13 protein-coding genes are annotated in these 17,387 nt (G+C 49.3%); 3 read left to right on the forward strand and 10 right to left on the reverse strand.

From position 1 onward, the window contains the following. Positions 1-2: 2 nt before the first annotated feature. The 10 genes from ACYVJM_RS29000 to ACYVJM_RS29045 all read right to left on the reverse strand — a co-directional run bounded on the left by ACYVJM_RS29000 (position 3) and on the right by ACYVJM_RS29045 (position 13,186). Positions 3-1,073 carry a glycosyltransferase family protein gene (locus ACYVJM_RS29000; protein ID WP_461151626.1) on the reverse strand — a complete coding sequence of 357 codons (1,071 nt, stop codon included), beginning with the start codon at positions 1,071-1,073 and terminating at the stop codon, positions 3-5. A gap of 39 nt (positions 1,074-1,112) precedes the next feature. Beyond that, positions 1,113-2,333 carry a glycosyltransferase family 4 protein gene (locus tag ACYVJM_RS29005; RefSeq protein WP_461151627.1) on the reverse strand — a complete coding sequence of 407 codons (1,221 nt, stop codon included), beginning with the start codon at positions 2,331-2,333 and terminating at the stop codon, positions 1,113-1,115. A 17-nt stretch (positions 2,334-2,350) separates the two neighbouring features. Then, on the reverse strand, positions 2,351-3,004 hold the full coding sequence (locus ACYVJM_RS29010; RefSeq protein ID WP_461151628.1) for an acetyltransferase: 654 nt from the start codon (positions 3,002-3,004) through the stop codon (positions 2,351-2,353). 70 nt (positions 3,005-3,074) lie between these two features. Next, the gene (locus ACYVJM_RS29015; protein WP_461151629.1) at positions 3,075-3,773 is read right to left on the reverse strand and encodes a WbqC family protein; all 699 of its coding nucleotides are present in this window, start codon (positions 3,771-3,773) and stop codon (positions 3,075-3,077) included. Positions 3,774-3,876: 103 nt separating this feature from the next. Beyond that, the gene (locus ACYVJM_RS29020) at positions 3,877-5,964 is read right to left on the reverse strand and encodes an ArnT family glycosyltransferase (RefSeq protein ID WP_461151630.1); all 2,088 of its coding nucleotides are present in this window, start codon (positions 5,962-5,964) and stop codon (positions 3,877-3,879) included. A 97-nt stretch (positions 5,965-6,061) separates the two neighbouring features. Beyond that, a complete protein-coding gene (locus ACYVJM_RS29025; RefSeq protein ID WP_461151631.1) occupies positions 6,062-7,171 on the reverse strand; it encodes a DegT/DnrJ/EryC1/StrS family aminotransferase in 1,110 nt (369 codons plus the stop codon). 83 nt (positions 7,172-7,254) lie between these two features. Further along, positions 7,255-8,514, reverse strand: coding sequence for an ABC transporter ATP-binding protein (locus ACYVJM_RS29030; RefSeq protein WP_461151632.1), 1,260 nt, complete (start codon positions 8,512-8,514; stop codon positions 7,255-7,257). Positions 8,515-8,591: 77 nt separating this feature from the next. Continuing rightward, positions 8,592-9,431 carry an ABC transporter permease gene (locus ACYVJM_RS29035; RefSeq protein WP_461151633.1) on the reverse strand — a complete coding sequence of 280 codons (840 nt, stop codon included), beginning with the start codon at positions 9,429-9,431 and terminating at the stop codon, positions 8,592-8,594. Positions 9,432-9,458: 27 nt separating this feature from the next. Beyond that, complete coding sequence (locus tag ACYVJM_RS29040) at positions 9,459-10,580, reverse strand: hypothetical protein (protein ID WP_461151634.1); 1,122 nt, start codon at positions 10,578-10,580, stop codon at positions 9,459-9,461. Between the two features lie 17 nt (positions 10,581-10,597). Beyond that, the gene (locus ACYVJM_RS29045) at positions 10,598-13,186 is read right to left on the reverse strand and encodes a polysaccharide biosynthesis/export family protein (protein WP_461151635.1); all 2,589 of its coding nucleotides are present in this window, start codon (positions 13,184-13,186) and stop codon (positions 10,598-10,600) included. A gap of 249 nt (positions 13,187-13,435) precedes the next feature. On the opposite strand from ACYVJM_RS29045, the gene ACYVJM_RS29050 reads away from it, so the two are divergent. The 3 genes from ACYVJM_RS29050 to ACYVJM_RS29060 all read left to right on the forward strand — a co-directional run bounded on the left by ACYVJM_RS29050 (position 13,436) and on the right by ACYVJM_RS29060 (position 17,354). After that, a complete protein-coding gene (locus tag ACYVJM_RS29050) occupies positions 13,436-15,334 on the forward strand; it encodes a DNA topoisomerase IV subunit B (protein ID WP_461151636.1) in 1,899 nt (632 codons plus the stop codon). Between the two features lie 102 nt (positions 15,335-15,436). Further along, the gene (gene pheA / locus ACYVJM_RS29055) at positions 15,437-16,510 is read left to right on the forward strand and encodes a prephenate dehydratase (RefSeq protein WP_461151637.1); all 1,074 of its coding nucleotides are present in this window, start codon (positions 15,437-15,439) and stop codon (positions 16,508-16,510) included. 151 nt (positions 16,511-16,661) lie between these two features. Next, on the forward strand, positions 16,662-17,354 hold the full coding sequence (locus ACYVJM_RS29060) for a sulfite oxidase-like oxidoreductase (RefSeq protein WP_461151638.1): 693 nt from the start codon (positions 16,662-16,664) through the stop codon (positions 17,352-17,354). The last annotated feature ends 33 nt before the right edge of the window (positions 17,355-17,387 follow it).

Raw genomic sequence — 17,387 nt, forward strand, 5'->3', positions numbered from 1 at the left:
AGTTAACTAGATTCTAAGAGCGTGATCAGTTTGTTGAAAGGCAGTTTCAACAGCTTACGTATCCGCTGATAACGAAAAACTTTAGGCGGCTTGATATAGACGCAGGGATATTGACGGTATAGCTCGTTTTGGTTAGTCAGCAGCTGATTGCGGTATAGATCGAACAAGGGCCTTACATCGGGTCGCTGTTGTTCGGGCAGATCGGCAAAGCGGTGGGGCTTGCCGCCGGTGTGGTTGGCCTTATTGGGAAAGCTGTACCGCGTTTGGTATTTGGAGATCTCATCCGGCTTATCGGGGTTGTAGCCGCTAAAATGAAAGAACTGTAACAGCTCTGTGTGAGGAGCTGGGGAGGATGTTAATGTTGCGGTTACCAACCAGTGCCCGGCCTCGTTCTGGCTGATAAACCGTTCGTGCAAATTCCAGTAGGCCATGTTGTAGCCTAAATGATGATCGATCAGGACGTTGTTAAAATAAACGGGAGCAAAGTTCACCCAGTGCTGATCGACAAAAAGGCCTTCGCAGAGGTCGATCCGGCATTCATACACCAGGCGGTCTTTCCACCAGTTCACGAATTGACGAGCGGTGGCATCGTTACGAAGTCCAATAAAACCGAGGTTGAAAATGCCCGTATTCAGGTGGTGCTGTTCGTTGGGCCGCTCCCAGTCGGGGGTTGGCGAACAGGTGTGTGGGGTTAACACCAGGCTGTGCCGGGTCAGGGCTTCATTAAGCTCGTTAAGCGGTTGAAAAACGATGATGTCGGGATCAAAATAGATAACCTCGGTAGCGTCCGGATAGGCCTCGTACAGGTAATCAATGTAAAACGGCTTTACCGCCGTGTTCAACTCCGTAATATCATAGCGGTCGCACATGGCCGCAAAATCAGGAATTCCAATTTTGTCTACCTCTAGCATGGGGTAGTCAGGAACCAGTTGTGCCGGTAAGTTAGCTACACTCAATTTATCAACTAACCCAATTATGAATTGGTAATCGGGATTAGACTGTCGAAGTGAGTCGCCCAGGGTACGGGCCTGAGCTAAATAATTTATAGAACAAATTGTGAATGCAAGAGTCATACATTGGGCACGGCAAAGGGCCACGGGCGTGCAGCGAGGCTATTGCCGAGTCAGTTTCTCGAACAAAGTTACGAGAGTTTCGACGCTTTGCTGAGCCGGGTGGCGTTCAAGTATTTTTTGAGCAAGTCGCTGCCCCATCTTCTTTCGTAAATCAGGCTCCCGGAGCAGGTCGATAACGCGGTTGCTCATGGCATCGAGGTCAAGGTAAGGCACCACAAAACCACCATCGGTTTCTACCAGCTCGGGTGAGCCTCCGGCCTCGTCAAAACAGACTACCGGTACTTCGCTCAAGCCTGCTTCAAACACCACCAGCGGGTAGGGATCTTCGCGGGAGCAAAGGAGAAAGACGTCGAACCGACTTAGGTAACGCAGCACCTCCGGCGTAGGCGGAACCAGGTGAACGTAATCACTAAGCCCCGCTTTCCGAATATCGACCAACAGGTCGTCCCGCAGGTTTCCGGCCGGCACTCCAACCCAAACGAAATAAATGGGCCGCTCCATTGATGCTTCTGAGACTATACTGTCCTTCTGAACGCGGCCAATTACCTGCCTGGCCAGTGTAATGAAGAGGTCGTTGCCTTTTCGCCATTCGGCGTTGCCGCACCCGCCTACAATCAGGGCGTTATCGGGCAAACCCAGCGACGTATAAGGGCTCGGCTGCTCACGGGCCTGTTGAACCGAGCGGGACAGGGTGGGGGTATCGATGAGTGTATAGCGTGTAATGCGGGCCGGATCGAACCCATGCTGACGTTCGTAATACCGGGCGGTCGCTTTCGATACCGCCAGTAACTGCGTGGTTCGACTAAGCAGAAACGCCAACTCGTCGGGGCGGGTGTATATCCGAACCGACATGTCGAGTTCATGTACAAAAGTGACGACGGGAATACGGGCGGGTAGCGCCAGTTGCCCAAACCATCGGCTACTGGTTACGGTATTAACCAGCACCAGATCGAACGAATTGATGTCAAGCTCCGCTTGTATTGCCTGTTGTCTTCTAAGCTGCTGTCGCGTCTGAAAACGCTCCCAAAGTCCGGCTTTAAACAGCACTTTATCGGCAAGAGCCCCCACTACGTATGGACTGGGGGCAGGCCAGATGGTAACCGGGCATATTGCCCGGTATTCGTCGAGCAGCGGACCGCCTTCTCCCAGCAGTAAGTGCATGGAAAGGCCTTCCGCTTTCAATAAACGCATCAGGTTAAGGAGCACGATTTGTGCGCCGGCCCGGTTGGCATCATGGCCTAGTAACAGGAGCTTTTTCAACAGGAGACGGCTGCGCTTTAATACGCTTCGTAACTGGGTTTGGGAAGTTTTTTGGCCGGGTTGCCGAGGTATAAACCCCACTCATCGGTATCCTTGTAAATAGCAGAAGCCATGCCGACAAGGGTTCCGGTTGCGATGTGCAGAAAGTCGCGAATAGTACTGTTTACCCCAAAAAAGCAATACGGCTCAATAACACAATGGCCGGACATAACCACGTGCGAGGTAAAGAACACATGGTCTTTTATCTGGCCGTGATGACCAATGTGATTGCCGCTCCACAGCACAACGTTGTTGCCAATGGTTGTAAATGGTTGAATGGTATTGTCTTCCAGAATAAAGCAGTTTTCGCCGATCTGGTTACCAAATAGGGTGGCTTTTGAACTGATGTAGGAAATGAATTCGTATCCTTTGGCTTTTGCTTCGAGGTAAATCCGTTCCCGGTTTCGGTTCATGTTCCGGCCAGTCATGGGGGCGAAAAACTTGTATTCCTTCGGAGAAAACAGCGTTTCTACGTCTTCGAATGCTACCAGTGGCAAGCCCTGAAATTCATTGCCGGTCATGTATTCGCGGCTCACCGTAAAAGCCGCAACTTCGTGTTCTGAATCGTGGGTGAGATAGAAATGGGCCAACTCGGCCGTATCCATAACCCCGAAAATGATAACTTTTGCCATATGTTAGATAAGGATCGAAGCGTAAGAAGTTTCGAGATACGTATGTCAGGACAACTCCCCGCTGCCAGTACTAAACTAATTCATATTCTCCCAGCAATTTCCGAACGTCGGGTATGTCGTTAAACATAAGCGTGTCTAGGACGGATAACCAGGGAATAAAGTCATTTTTGAATTGAGAGTACTCAGCCCGTTTTGATTTAATGAATTTTAGGTCGATACCCGCCTGGGCAAATGTGGGCGCATCGTATAACTCCATTCCCCCAATTGGATTGATGTAGCGGGAAGCCTTTTCCTGCCGACAAATGTCCAGTATGCGTTCCTGCGCTTTTAATTCACTGTTGGCGTAGATGGACGAAGAGATAACCAGTCGGGTTGATAAACCCAGGTAGGTATTCAGCTCAACGAGACTGAAATGGATCAGTTCGGCGATAGAGTTGGTTGTAAAATTGATGATCTTTTCGGTTAGCGGCATAACCGTTTGGTAAGAGGGGGCTTTTCGATAGCCCTGTTCAATGGTTTTTAGCAGCTTACTGCGCCATTTTGGATCATCGGCCAAATGTACTTCGTTGATTCGCTTGTTCTGGCTGGCATCTTTTAACGGGATGGTAAATAAATACTCCTGACCATTTATTAACAACCTGTTTCGATTTATCCAACCCCGGTTTATGAAGGCTACATCGTCGTACAAAACAAATGTATCGACTGCTCCCATCAACTGCATATAGCCGATGTAGGGCAGAAAGTAAGGCTGCATGATGGCAAGGGTCATATTTTTAGGGTTTAGGAGCGAAAAGTGAGGAGGGAGTATTGGAAGCGAGGAGTGAGGAGCGGGGAGTTGCTGACGCCAGCAGTATACCCGCGTTAGTAACTCCTCACTCCTCGCTCCTCGCTCCACCCTTCTTCAACTTCCGTAAATAATAATCTTCACCCGGCACGATCATTTTGGCGCGTAGGGTGGTATCCGTACCCAGGCGTATGTCGCCGGGTTGGGGTGAAATAACGCTTTTATCGAAAAACAGGTAATCGGCCTCTTTCGGAATTGGCTTGAGTCCCTGCTCAAATGGGTTAATGGCAATAAGTCGACGGGATAATTTAGGCCCGTAAAGCGGATACTCATAATCATCATTAATGGTCGCCAGCGCAACAGTTGCACCATCAGGAACCAGTTCATCGAAGCGTTTAAAGGGGATATAGGTATCCTGGCGACCAATAGTTATCTGCCGAATTCTATCTGCGGTAAACGCCGACGGAAAGGGAGCGCCATCGGGGCCGGTCCAGGCGAATGGCAGCGCTCGTGTGTTCAGGAATACGCACATGAGCGCCGACAGGCAACCCAATACAGTAACGAGGGCTACGTATCCTTTCCAGATGGGTCGTTTCTGGGCGTCGATCGTTGTGCGTGGATGAAGGAATAGCAAGGCCAGAAAGGTAATACCAAACAGGCCTGTTTCTATAAAATAACGCCCTTTAAATGGATCATACGGAGCTGAGTAGGAGAGTGCTAAAAAATGAAGCAACAGGGCTATACCTAAATAAACATGCGGGGTTGAGCGAATATAGCCTATCAGGACCAGCACAAGGAACGGTAAGATGAGACCAAAGCCGAAAATTCCCCAGTACGGATTGGCATTGTAAAAGACAAATTTACGGTCGAAGGCAAATGTCTGAATCGAAAAATCCGTTTCTTCATCCAGACGCATATGCAGTTTGTCCTCCAGCATAACCAGCGGCTTGCGCATGGCATGGTTCAGGTCGGCCCCGGCTTTCACATTTCGGATGCCGTCCAGGTTTATATGGTCGTAAGCATAACGAACCACATTGCGGCTTCCCTGCTCAAGTAAGTTGGGAAGTGAGCCTGCCCGCTCCACCGACTGGTGTTTGAGTGCCGTTGGGGGACCAATCGGGTGGCCAAATACTTCAATGTTTTTCAGATAACCGGTTGGCAGTGTCCATAAACAAACCCCAACCCCTATGGCCAAGCCAAGCCGCCAGACCCGACCAAAGGTAACGACCCACGAACTGGACAGGAAAACCGTGTAAATCAGGATGACAAATACGGAAGGCAACAACAAAGAAAATGTGATTTTGTGCCCAAATGCAATGCCAAACGCCATACCGGCCAGGTACAGATACCGGTTATCAGCAGTAGACAACCCAATACTGCGATACGTAAACAGCATATAAAGTAATACGCTCAGGTAGGCGGTCAGGACAATGTCTGTTTCGGTGGTGATGGCCTGCATGAGGAAATCGGGAAGCAGGGCATACGCCAGCGCACAGAAAAAACTAGCTGATAGCCGGTTCTGGCCAATGCGCTGCACGATACCGAAAACCGCAACGATGGCCGTCCAGTAACTCAGGTGATGAATAAATTTGAAGCCATTCTCAAAACGGCCGGTCATCAGAAACGAATAGATCTGAAGGGTACAAACGCTCTTTGGATAGGTATCCATGTTCCAGTTTGTTCCGCCAAAATGACGCATCGTGCCGCGTTGAATGTACTGCATCACCCGGTTCAGGTGGCCGGTCATGCTGTCCCATTCATTAGGAACGGTGAATAGGACCAACAGCAGATTGGTAATCGCAATGATTCCCAAAGTGCCGAACAGCAGGACGAAGAGGAAGCGGGAATATGCCGGCAACCCACCGAACCAGTCTTTAAGCGTTTGAAAGCGCTCCTGAGCAAGTACGCGGATCGAAAAACTGGATTTATGTCCAGACAGCCCACTCAATAGTTTACCAAGTATTGTTGCCGTAATAAACACCGACCCGGCCCAAACCGGGGCATTGGCCGTGAGGTACAGGCCGGATAGTACGAAGCCCGTTAAAATAACACTCCCGGCACCCAGCAAAAAAGTTGTCAGCCACCATTCTGTTAGGGAACGGCGGCAAATCTGTGCAGAGAGCCGTCCGACGTAAATAATAAACAGAACAAGGGGAAGAATGTATAAGCTACTCATAGGAAGAAAATTCTCGTACAGAAGGGCCTAATGAAAAATGGCCTTATAAACCGACCTAGTGAACGTAAGTCAGTTTATTGGCCAATTTCGGGCTTTTTTATACGCTTTCGGGTACGATACCGACAGTCAGATTTACAATCGAAACAATGCGGTCAACATCAGCTTCGGCCAGATCAGGATAGAGGGGCAGGCATAACACCCGCAGGGATACGTCCTCCGACACCGGACAGGATTGAGCGGATGTCGAACCGGGCCTGAATGTAAAGGGCAGGGTATTGAGCGAAGGGTAAAAATACCGGCGGGGCATAACGTCGTCGGCCTTCAGGGCATCTACCACCCGCAGCAGTGTCTCCTCCGAATCGAAAATTACCGGGTAATAAGCATAGTTATAGTCGACGCCGGGTGTCAGGCTGGGACGGGTGATCCTACTGAAATCCAGCTGACTGTCATAATACCCGAACCGCTCTTTGCGGGCGGCAATCAGCTCGGGTACTTTGGGCAGAACGCACAAACCCATGGCCGCATGCAGTTCGGAATTCTTGGCGTTGATACCAACGCCAAAGTAGTTGTCATTTTGGTGACCGAACGAGCGCATGTGGTGCAGCTTCTGCGCCATATCGGCGTTGTTAGTCACGATACAACCCCCTTCAACAGTATGAAATACCTTGGTCGCGTGGAAACTACAGGTACTCAGATCGCCATAACTTAAAATGGACTTACCCTTGTAACTAGCCCCGAATGTATGAGCTGCGTCGTAAATTACTTTTAGGTTGTACTTATCGGCAATGGCCTGAATCTGTTCAATCCGGCAGGCATTACCATATACATGGGTAGCCATGATTGCCTGGGTATCGGCCGTGATCAGCGGCTCGATTTTTTCTGGATCGATATTGTAATCATCCGGGCTAATGTCGGCGAATACCGGGGTACACCCTTCCCAGAGCAGCGCATTGGTCGTGGCCACGTAAGAAAAGGGTGTAGTGATAACCTCTTTCTTTATATCCAGTGCTTTGAGGGCCATCTGAAGTACAATGGTGCCATTGGTGCAGAATTTCAGGTACTTTACATCCAGAAACTCTTTCATCTCATCCTCCAGCCTACGCAGAAGTGGCCCATCATTCGTCAAATGAACACGCTCCCAGATACCCTTTAAGTAGTTGGTATACTCGTCAAGTTCTGGCAGATATGATTTCGTGACATTAATCATTAAGCAATTAGTAGATAAGCGTCAACAATAAACAGACAGTATTAGGCAGCTCGCTATAAGTACAATCTGCTAAATAGACTTAATTATTGTTCACTGGTGACTGTTTCCAGCATTTTTGTGTGAAAAGGTATCTGAGGACGAACATAACCCGGCCATTTTCCATACCAGGCAATTCCCTCCCGATAATCTTCCACATCAAAGGTAATACCTTCTTCCATTACGAATAGTGGGGTAACCGTATCCTTCACAATCATCATGGAGATTGTATAGGAGCCATCATTCAGGAAGTATCCCGGAATGGTGCACTCACCGGCAATCAACCCTTTACCAAAGGGCTGCGACAATGTTCCGATGTTAAAGATACACTCACCGGTCATTGAATTCAGGTGCAAGCTCAGGTTGAGGTTTGCATTGTCCATGAAACTCCAGAATTCAAATCTGAATTTCATCGATGTCCGGACATCGATGTGGGTGAGGTCGTCGATGTATTCGGGCGCGAGTTCAATCCGGTGAACGCGCACGAGGTCATTGCCGGGCGCATCTTCGGGCTTTTCCCACTGGCGCATGAGTCTCGTTTTCGATACTTTGCTCAAATAAGAGGCAATAACCTGATTGGTTTCGCCCTGTTCGATAAGTTGCCCCTTTTCAAAGTAAAGGGTCTTGTTGCAAAGCGCCTGAACAGCCGTGAGGTTATGGCTAACGAAAATAATGGTTCGGCCACTGGCCGAGTTATCCCGCATTTTACCAAGGCTTTTCTTCTGAAACTCGGCATCACCAACCGCCAGTACTTCATCAACGATCATGATTTCGGGGTCGAGGTGAGCCGAAATGGCAAAACCCAACCGAACATACATGCCTGACGAATAGCGTTTTACGGGTGTATCGAGAAACTTTTCGACGCCGGCAAAAGCCACGATCTCGTCGAACTGCTTTCTGATTTCGCTGCGACTCATACCCAGCAGGGAACCATTGAGGTAGATGTTTTCCCGGCCGGTCAGTTCAGGATGGAAGCCTGTACCTACTTCGAGGAGGCTGGCTACTCGTCCTTTGATGCGAACGGTACCGGTCGTGGGCTCGATGATTTTGCTCAGAATTTTGAGCATGGTCGATTTTCCGGCTCCGTTATGGCCAACAATACCAACCCGATCGCCCTGTTCAATGGAAAAGTTTACATCGCGAAGCGCCCAAAATTCTTCATGCGTTACGGCATCCTTTTCTTTTTTGCTTCCGAACAGAGACCGGAAGTTTTCTGAAATAACATCCCGCAACGTATTGGCACCTTTGCCCTTTTTATGGTCAATGATGTATTGCTTGCTGATATTTTCGACGGTAATGACAGACATATTGATTTACGATTTACGATCTACAGTTTACGGCCGCCTGGGCCATCCACGCGTCATAAATAATAAATTGTAATTCTTTAAATATCATCTACAAATGTGTTCTCCCGTTTCCGGTAGAAGTAAAGCGATAAGGTTAGACAGACGCCTACAATAGCCATGGATATAAGCAGGCTTTGCGGGTTAAAGTACGCCTTTTCACCAAGCAGTGACCAGCGAAATCCATCGATTATACCAACCATGGGGTTCATCCAGTAAAAGGGCGTCCACCATTCGTTTTGCTTATCTGCAACCAACCGACTGCTGTAGGCGATTGGGCAAATGTAGAAACCCACTTGTACTATAAACGGAATTAGCTGGCCAATGTCACGAAAACGTACGTTAACAGCCGCAAAAAATAAACCGAATGCAAAAGATGCTAACAAAGCCAGTACGATAAAAGCCGGCAGCATGAGCAAATGCCAGTCAGGAATAAATCGATACCAGATGGCAAGGACAATGAATAACCCCAGCGATACCAGGAAGTCGATAAAACTAACCGCTACAGAACTAATGGGCATGATCAGGCGGGGAAAATAGACTTTCGTAACCAGGTTGGAGTTCATAGTCACGCTGTTGCTGATCTGCGTAAAAGCCGTTGCAAAGAAAGTCCAAACGGTTATTCCGCCCAGTACCATAAGTGGGTAGGGGACGCCAGGGTCGGCGGGCAGTTTAGCGATCTTACTGAATACAAATACCATGATCAGCATGGTGGTGAGTGGGCGAATCAGCCCCCAGGCCGTACCCAGAGCAGTCTGTTTATAGCGAACGGAGACATCCCGCATAGACAGAATATACATCAACTCGCGGTTACGCCACAGGTCGCGCCAGTAGTGGCGTTCTGACCGGCCAGGCTGTATGATAACTTCGTGCGTTTTCAATGTGTTTGTGTAATAAAGATGGTATTCCTAAGCTTCATGCATCACGGAACGGTACGTCTCCTGCAGAAAAATAATAAGGATGGAGAGCACCAGACCAACGATCATACCGATCTGCAAACCAGCCGTTTTGATCGTATCTACGTGAAGCGGGTAATAAACAGGTTTTATTATGGTAAACAATGGCGTTTCCCGAATCAGGGATAAGCGCATGTTGTCTGCCTGCTGAAGCGCCTGGTAATAGAGTGTGGTCAGGAAGCCGGAGTTCCGCGTTAGCTTATTTTCTGTAATACGACCCTGGGCAACTACCACCTGCTGGTTTTGATCCATGTACTGAGCCAGCTTGTTCTCTGTACCCGTCAATCGCGCCTGAAGGGAGTCCACTCTGGATATCAGCAAGTCATACATTTCGTGGGTTTTCTTCGTCTGCTTTGTCTGGTAATCCTGCTCAATGGTTTTGAGGTGATTGGTCAGAAAGGTAGCCGCCAGTTGCTCGTTCTCCATGAAGCAGCTAAGTTCCATAAACGACGATTTTCGCTCGGGTTGCTTAACGGCTATTTCGCCTTCGACCCGGGCGTAAATGTCCGACATGACGAGCTGTTCGGTCTTGGTGTATTCTTCAGGTCGTTTGGCCCGCTTGAAATAAAATGCACGCAATGAATCATTGTCTTCCCATTCCTCATCACGAATTCCGCTGTGGCGAATGTAGTAATTGACAAGCAGGGTGTCTTTACCGTTAACGGTATCGGTCTGCATCAACGTTTTTTCGACCACTGGTCTTGATTTAGCGTAAATAAGGAAGTTATCGCCAACGAAGATGTTGGCATCCGTGGCGCCCGAGCTAAGTCCAAACGCACCGGCCAACTGGCCCAGTTCACCACCAAATCCACCACTCGATGAGCCGCCACCCAGATTAAACATGATGGTGCCGGTATAGGTGATTTTGGTTTTATGGAATGCGTCATAGATGAATCCGATCAGACCGCCCAAACCTATAAGAATGACTAATATTTTCCAGTTGCGCCGAAACACATACTTCAACTGGTAAATACTTATCACAACCGACTTAGGGGAAATCTGATCGGGTGGTAAGTGTCGGGCCGCTGTGAGGTGGTTCTGGTTGTTTGTATCAGATAAGTTTGTAGAAGCCATAGCCTGAATAGTCCTTTTTAGTTGTTAACCCGGCTAAGTAAAAGTAGGGTTGTAACCAGTGTCAATAACGAGCCGGCGATACCAACCGTCGAACTCAAAATCTGTTGTGCCGTGAGTGGCGAAGCAGCCCGTTTGGGTATTACGATTTCGGAGCCGGGCTCAACGCGTGGATAAACATTGAAGAACATGAACTTCCGGGTCTTATCAACAGAGCCGTTGGCATAAATGATAAACGCTCTCCGACGTTGGGATTTGGAAGTAAACCCACCCGTTTGTGAAATGTAGTCTTGGAACGTTCCCCCCTCCCGGAATTTGACGGTGTTCGGCAGTTGTACTTCGCCCTGAATCCGAACTGTTTCGAGCAGTTTTGGAATCCGCAGGGTATCCCCTTCCTGAAGAAGAATGTCTTCTGATGAACCGGGTTTTGCCAGAATCTTTTTCAGATTGATCCCAATCGCTTCGGCAACATCAGGAGTGATGACCTCCGTCTCTACAATCGATTTTGTTACATTGTCGGCAACTTCTTCGATAGCTTTCTGCTTCCGTTTCAGTTCATCGGCACTTAATCTGACCGGGCGAATCAGCGTAGCACCTTCAACGTAGGCCTGTGAGGTTAATCCACCGGCCTGAGTAACCAAATCCGATACCTTCTGGTCTTTGGTCCGAATGGGGTAAGAGCCCGGCATGATCACTTCGCCTGCTACATAGGCATAGGTTTGCACGGCATAGTTTGGCGACCGACGAACGATAACCTGGTCGTAAGGCTCCAGGATGAAGTTCTTATTTGCGTCTGTTCCGATCGATAAGTTCCGGTCTACGTTGAACCGGAAGGTTTCGGCAATCTGTGCCGTTGGCGACCGGGGGTCGGCATCTTTCTTGCGACGAACCACTTCAACCATGGAAGCAGCCGCAGATTCTCTAAGACCGCCAGTACGAAGTAATACATCGTTCAGGGTCATATTGGCAATGTAGGGAATATCTGTTTCCGGGGCATTTACTTCGCCCTGCACCGAGATGGTTGCCTGCTCTACCTGATCGAAACGAGATGGAATAATAACTTGATCTTCCCGTTGCAGGGGAACGTCAGGCTTGGTGCCAGCCAGAATAGCTGCCAGATCAATCGAGAGATTTTCGATAGCCAGATCTTCGCGGGTGCGGGTAATTATAACACGACCTGTAAAGGCATCGCCCTTCAGCCCCTCGGCATTGGTGATAAGTTCTTTCAGCGTTCGGTTCTTGTCGAGGGAGTACTGGCCGGGACGGAAAACAGCCCCTTCAATCGTGATCTGATTTTCGAAACGCTCAAGCAGGCGGGATACCGTGACCAGGTCGCCGTCCTGGATCTCAAATGTTTTGAACTCAGGCGTTGTTACGTCAATTACTTTTATTTCCCGGTCAGTCAGTCGGGTAACTTTGAGCCTGCTTTTATAGGCCTGCGCGGCAAAACCACCCGCATAAAACAGAAGTCGGTCGAGGGTTTCGCCCGGCAACATTTCAAAAATATTGGCGCGTTTTACCGTTCCAACAATCTCGACTTTATCAAGGAACGTGGTAAACCGAATGTTGTCATTGTCCTGTAAGCGAAGGTCATTTCGCTGAATACCATTCAGCAGGTAATCGTACAGGTCAAGTGTAGCAGCTACTTTATTGTTGCGAATGAGCTGTACCCGGCGGTAAGAGCCAATATCATTCGGGCCACCAGCCTGATAAATAGCATTCATTACCGTTGCCAGCGAAGACAGGGTATAAGTTCCGGGTCTAACCGCGTCGCCCGTTACCGACACGCGTATACTCCGTATCGTTCCGCCCAGCGATACCTCAAGGAATGTATTCTGAGGGCCGTACGAGGAGCTGCGCAAGCCTGCAAACCGCTTGGACAACCGATCGGATATTCGGGCTTTTGCCTGCTCGATTGTAAGGCCGGAAACGGAAACGGGACCGACACCGGTCGATTGGCCGAAGTAGACATTCCCGTCGGCAGAAACAGTCTGGGTAAAATCGATTTCCGAGTATCCGTACATCCGGATATTGAGCTGGTCGCCGGGGCCGATTACATAGTTGCGGGGGGTGGCAATGTTCAGGTTGGGCTCAAAGGTGCGCTCCATGGCCGGATCGTTGAAGAGCGAGTAGCCAAACGTTCTCTGCCGTTTTTCCTGTTGCTCCCGGCGTTGGGCCCGCTCGGCACCCTGCCGAACAAATTCCTCGTCCGTTATGGGATCCGGAGCCGTGGTATCTCCCGGGGTTAACTGTGGATTGGCAGCATTCGTAACCTGTTTCCTGTCTTTCAGGGACTGAGAGGTTGGCGACGTACGGTTAGTAGGCGTCTGTGTCTGACCGGTTCTGCCGTTAACCTGTTGCCTGACATTATTGGGTAAACTGTTCGGGTTGATACCTTTGGGTAAAGCAGTGGCCGGTATGCCCGTGGCACCAGCGGGGCTCATTGTTGCCCCTGAGGATGAAGGGACTGCAATTTGCCCTTGTGCTGTAAAGCCCACTAGTAGTAGTGCAAAAACAACCACAAAATCCCTAAACTGGTCCCGAACTGACGCAGCAGAAATGTGAAAAAAAAATTTCAAAGAGAGGTGGAAAAGTCTTGAATTTTGCATATTTTTAAGAAATCGAACAGCGCGGCACTGTAAAAGACGAAGCCTGTATCTAACGAACAAAGTGAATCTTGTGGTACATAGTGCAGTTCAGTCGACAAAGTAAGCGAACTTTTGTTGGATTATAAACAGTTTCATATTGAGTGGTGAATTTTCGCGTTTCCAAATCACGAGGTATAATTTTTCCAATGTTTCGTTAAACGGACTAATCTAGTATGTAGCTCGTTTAAGCCTTTTCGTAAAAAATCTCTTATGGCAGAATTGCTGAATCAAGCTGTTCAATACAACGAAGATAGTATCCGATCGCTGGATTGGCGTGAGCACATCCGGCTGCGGCCTGGTATGTATATCGGTAAACTTGGTGATGGCTCGGCCGCCGATGATGGTATCTATGTACTGATCAAAGAAACAATCGACAATTGCATCGATGAGCATGTAATGGGCTTCGGTAAAACCATTGAAGTACGTGTAACGGACCATCGGGTTGAGGTGCGTGACTTTGGCCGGGGCATTCCGCTTGGTAAGGTTGTTGAAGTAGTGTCAAAAATTAACACGGGTGGTAAGTACGACTCCGGGGCTTTCCAGAAGTCGGTGGGACTGAACGGCGTTGGTACAAAAGCAGTTAATGCCCTTTCCAGCTATTTCCGGGTTCAGTCGTTCCGGGAAGGCAAAACGGTCTGGGCCGAATTTGACCGGGGTGAGCTAAAGCAGCGGGGCGAAGACGTTACCACAGAGCGAAACGGCACCCTCATCTGTTTTGAACCCGACGACACGGTCTTCAAGAATTTCCACTTCATCCCCCAGTTCCTCGAGAACATGATCTGGAATTACTGCTACCTGAATGCGGGCCTGACCATCTCGTTCAACAAGCAGAAATACCTGTCGCAAAATGGGCTGCTCGATCTGCTTCGTGACAAAACGAAGAAAGATGAAGATTCGCTGAGGTATCCAATCATCCACCTGAAAGGGAATGACCTCGAAATCGCCATGACCCACGGCAATCAGTACGGGGAGGAATATTACTCGTTCGTAAACGGGCAGTATACCACGCAGGGCGGTACACACCTCAATGCCCTTAAAGAGGCCGTTGTGGAAACCGTTCGGCGCCATTTCGACAAAAACTACGAGGTATCGGATATTCGCTCGTCAATTATTGCCGCCGTTAGTATCCGGGTCCAGGAACCCGTCTTTGAATCACAAACGAAAACAAAACTTGGCTCGCAGAACATGTCGCCCGAGTCCAATGCGCAGTCTGTGAGTTCTTTCGTTAAGGATTTCGTAAAAGAGCGTCTGGATGATTTTCTGCACATGAACCCAGCCGTACGGGACGCCCTGAAAAAACGGATCGAACAATCGGAACGGGAACGCAAAGAACTGGCAGGCATCAAAAAACTGGCCAATGACCGGGCTAAAAAGGCTAGTCTGCACAACAAAAAATTACGTGACTGCCGCAACCACCTGCCCGATTTGAAAGCCGATGATCGATACCAGTCGACGCTGTTTATTACGGAGGGAGATTCGGCCAGTGGTTCCATCACCAAATCCCGGAATGTGCAGTCGCAGGCCGTTTTCAGTCTGCGGGGAAAGCCGCTCAACTGCTTCGGCTTGACCAAAAAAGTGGTGTACGAAAATGAGGAGTTCAACCTGCTGCAACATGCACTAGATATAGAAGAAGGGCTGGAAGGATTACGATACAACCGGATCGTTATTGCGACTGATGCCGATGTCGATGGGATGCACATCCGGCTTCTGATGCTCACGTTCTTTCTTCAGTTTTTCCCTGATCTGGTGCGTAATGGGCATTTGTACATCCTCGAAACGCCCCTGTTTCGAGTGCGTAATCCGAAAAACCACAAAGAGACTACCTACTGCTATTCGGAAGATGAGAAGCAGAAAGCGATTGATAAGCTAACCAAAGCGGCTAAAAAGGTTGAAATCACCCGATTCAAAGGTCTTGGCGAGATTTCTCCGGACGAGTTTGGCTTGTTCATCGGCGAAAATATGCGTCTGGAACCGGTCATTATGGAGAAGGAAACCTCTGTTCCCAAACTCCTTAGTTATTATATGGGCAAAAACACGCCCGACCGTCAGCGATTCATCATCGATAACCTGCGTATCGAAAAAGACATCGACGAAGTAGAATTGGTGTAGAAAAGTCGGGAAGTAAGTAAGTCGGTAAGTCGGTAAGTGCTAAGTTTGTATGTTGGCTTCGTGCTTACCGACTTATTGACTTATTGCCTTACCGACTTTTTTATGACTTTAGAGTCTCTCCGTAATGACATTGATGCGCTCGATGATCAACTCCTGACGCTGCTAAATCAACGAATGGAACTTGTGCGCCGGGTGGGCGACCTCAAACGTACAACCAATACAGTTATTTACCGGCCGGAGCGGGAAAAGCAAATCCTGGACCGGCTCCACGAGCAAAATAACGGCTTGCTGAACCGATCGGCCATTGAGGCTATCTTCCTTGAGATCTTTGCCGTATCCCGTAACCTCGAACTGCCGGAGCGAGTCGCTTATTTAGGCCCCGAAGGCAGCTTTACGCACCAGGCGGCTGAAAGCCGATTTGGGGCCATGAGCGCTTACATGGCGTTGCCAACCATACGGTCTGTATTTGAGAGTGTCGAAACAGGACGGGTTCGATTTGGCGTTGTGCCCATCGAAAACAACCAGGAGGGCGTGGTAGAAGAAGCCATCGATCTATTGCTGGAGAAAGACCTGCGAATAGCCGCCGAAGTGCAGATTCCCGTGCATTTTACCTTTGCTACAAAAGCCGAGAACTTAGCCGATATTACCCACATTTACTCCAAAGATATTGCTTTCCGGCAGTGCAGTCGGTTTCTGAACGATTATTTCGATGAGCTGAAAGCCGAGATGGTGCCGGTCGAATCGACGTCGAAGGCGGCCAAAATGGCGGCTCAACAGCCTAATACAGCAGCGATCTGTTCGCATATTGCTGCCAAGCTGTTCGACGTTCCGGTGCTGTTCGACAATATTGAGGATAGCGATCTCAACCGGACCCGGTTTCTAATTCTGGCCAAGGATTTCGTGAATCAGCCCAGTGGGCACGACAAAACCACGTTAATTGCCCGCCTGCCGAATACGCAGTCGCCGGGGGTGCTGGCCGAATTTCTACAGGAGTTCAATACGCGGAATATCAACCTGACAAAGATTGAAAGCCGGCCTTTGCGGGATGGAGCCACTTTCCGTTACTGGTTTTTGCTGGAGTGCGAAGGCCACGCCAGCGATCCTGATCTGCACGAGATATTAAATCACCACGCGGCTGAAGTTAAACTGCTTGGCAGTTATGTGCGTGTAGGGTAACTGATTAGGAGAGCAGCGGTTATAGCAGTTGTAAAGCCGATACTGTCGAGTTGCCTTCTACCATAAGGCCATTTTTCGTTTGTATAAAACTACAAAATAGAATTTACAGTTTACAAAAGAAAAACCGCCAGATACTTCCTGTTCGCATACGATGGACGCTAACGAAAAAACCGATAAAATCATTGAGGCCCGCATGAAACTCAAACGCAGGTTTGAGGAAAAAATGGCCCAGACGCCCTCCATGACGGACGAGAAGCCGCGGGGCTCAGGGCCTGTTAACCGACATGGTATGCCTGCTGTACCGGTTGGCCAAACGGTTACGACCAAATGGCCGGTGCTGGATTTAGGCTATCAACCCGCCATCCCCCTCGACAAGTGGCAACTTAATATTGATGGTGAAGTGAACAATCCCGTTCGGTTGAAATGGGAGGATTTGATGGAACTGCCGCAGGTAGAGGATACCAGCGATTTTCACTGCGTTACGACTTGGTCGCGGTTAAATGTCCCCTGGGTGGGCGTTCGGTTCATGGACCTGGCGGCTCTGGTCGACCCCAAAGGCACGGCAACGCACGTTATGTGTTACGGCTATGATGGCTACTCAACAAACGTTGCCCTGGAGGAAGCCCTGAAACCTGATGTACTGCTCGTCCATACCGCCGACGGCCAGCCTCTAACCCGTGAACACGGTGGCCCATTGCGCATGATCACCCCGCAGCTCTACGCGTGGAAAGGCTCAAAATGGATCAAGCGAATCGAATTTCTGACTAAAAATCAACTGGGATTCTGGGAAGAACGCGGCTATTCCAATACCGCCTATCCTTGGCGCAATGATCGGTATTCGTGAGAAGTTATGAGCAGCTGGCGCGGGCATTTGCCC

The organism is Spirosoma pulveris (genome assembly GCF_054781875.1).

Coding starts and splice junctions, on each gene's coding strand:
- ACYVJM_RS29000 (WP_461151626.1), bottom strand. CDS start 1,073: ATGACTCTTGCATTCACAATTTGTTCTATAAATTATTTAGCTCAGGCC.
- ACYVJM_RS29010 (WP_461151628.1), bottom strand. CDS start 3,004: ATGGCAAAAGTTATCATTTTCGGGGTTATGGATACGGCCGAGTTGGCC.
- ACYVJM_RS29015 (WP_461151629.1), bottom strand. CDS start 3,773: ATGACCCTTGCCATCATGCAGCCTTACTTTCTGCCCTACATCGGCTAT.
- ACYVJM_RS29020 (WP_461151630.1), bottom strand. CDS start 5,964: ATGAGTAGCTTATACATTCTTCCCCTTGTTCTGTTTATTATTTACGTC.
- ACYVJM_RS29025 (WP_461151631.1), bottom strand. CDS start 7,171: ATGATTAATGTCACGAAATCATATCTGCCAGAACTTGACGAGTATACC.
- ACYVJM_RS29030 (WP_461151632.1), bottom strand. CDS start 8,514: ATGTCTGTCATTACCGTCGAAAATATCAGCAAGCAATACATCATTGAC.
- ACYVJM_RS29040 (WP_461151634.1), bottom strand. CDS start 10,580: ATGGCTTCTACAAACTTATCTGATACAAACAACCAGAACCACCTCACA.
- ACYVJM_RS29045 (WP_461151635.1), bottom strand. CDS start 13,186: ATGCAAAATTCAAGACTTTTCCACCTCTCTTTGAAATTTTTTTTTCAC.
- ACYVJM_RS29050 (WP_461151636.1), top strand. CDS start 13,436: ATGGCAGAATTGCTGAATCAAGCTGTTCAATACAACGAAGATAGTATC.
- pheA (WP_461151637.1), top strand. CDS start 15,437: ATGACTTTAGAGTCTCTCCGTAATGACATTGATGCGCTCGATGATCAA.
- ACYVJM_RS29060 (WP_461151638.1), top strand. CDS start 16,662: ATGGACGCTAACGAAAAAACCGATAAAATCATTGAGGCCCGCATGAAA.